Origin of the sequence: Mediterranea sp. An20 (genome assembly GCF_002160055.1) — a bacterium.
GTDB classification, from domain to species: Bacteria; Bacteroidota; Bacteroidia; order Bacteroidales; family Bacteroidaceae; genus Bacteroides; species Bacteroides avicola.
Genome location: NZ_NFJV01000071.1, coordinates 1 through 1,312, shown reverse-complemented (window position 1 = coordinate 1,312; position 1,312 = coordinate 1). Strand labels below are relative to the sequence as shown.

Annotated in this window: 1 rRNA gene; it reads right to left on the bottom strand. The window is 44.1% G+C overall.

Annotation, left to right across the window (positions count from 1 at the left end):
* Positions 1 to 1,229: 1,229 nt before the first annotated feature.
* A 5S ribosomal RNA gene (gene rrf, locus B5F34_RS17140) occupies positions 1,230 to 1,312 on the bottom strand; the annotation flags it as partial.

Genomic DNA, 1,312 nt, shown 5'->3' with positions numbered 1-1,312 from the left:
TCCTGTCCGTGGATTTCCCGACATTCCTCTCTACTGTGGAAAATGACCAGCCCCGCAACAAAGCAGGTGTGTCTATCCGCAATACCGAGGCATGCCCGAAAATGCGTGTGCAAAGATAGAGCTTTTTTCAAGGAAAGCAATAAAAAAGGAATCTTTTTTTTCAGGAAAAAACTAAAAAAACAGGAAAAATGGGAATAAGCCGAGAGACAAAAACACCCCTCAAACAAAACTAAAGAAGAAGTTCAGCAAGATATATCCGCTCATGCATCATGCCATTTCCACCAGAATAGAAGGACTTCCCGACAATATTCAGGCATTTCCTATTCGCCATAAAACCTCAAGACGTAACAGACAAAAGGATGTCCTCTGCAAGATAGTTCCTTGTCTAACTCATTCCAGCATGACAAGAGTGGTAGCTATTTTACATTTTACTACTATTATATTAGGTCTGATAAAGCTGGACATCATGGAGCCTATTCTTCTCCCAGGCTTCAGATCCCGTTACTCTGAAGCATTTTTGTTTATTGCGTTATTCCTATTTCTGCTTTTTCCCAGTTTTTTTTCTAAAAAAAGTTCCCTTCCTATTGTTTTTTCTGGGAAAAGCACTATCTTTGCACACGCATTTCCGGGCAAGCCTCGGTACTGCGGATAGACACCTGCTTTGTTGCGGGGCTGGTCATTTTCCACAGTTAAGAGGAATGTCGGGAAATCCACGGACAGAAAGTGGAAATTTCCTGCTGTCTGATTGTTGTGTTTCCTTATTATTTTAACTTGTGATACGGTGAGGCGAAGTTAGGAAGTGAACTTGAGAGTCATAGGTCATTGGTACCAAATGACTTGATTCATTCACTTTCTAACTTTTTTTTGTTTAAGAGGGATTAAGGGCAGTAGATTGGGTCAGTAGATTTCGGATGGTTACGGAAGAACTACCTTTTCAGCAAGACCGATGAGGGAGCCGTGGACAACGCGGTCATATACTCCCTGTTGGGAAGTTGTGAGATTGTCCGTGTGAATCCCCTCAAATGGCTGGAATATGCACTCGGCAACCTCAATACGGACTGCACGGAGGAAGAACTCGCAAAGTTACTACCTTGTAACTTCACATGAAACACGGCGGATTTCGGATGGTTACGGTCCATTGGGGACTTGCGCCCGTTAGCTAATACTAATACTCATACTGAGCATACAAAAAGTCCCCTCCCCGTTCATCACGGGGAAGGGACCTGTAAAGACGGCGGCTACCTACTCTCCCACTGTTACGCAGTACCATCGGCGCGGTCGGGCTTAACTTCTCTGTTCGGAATGGGAAGAG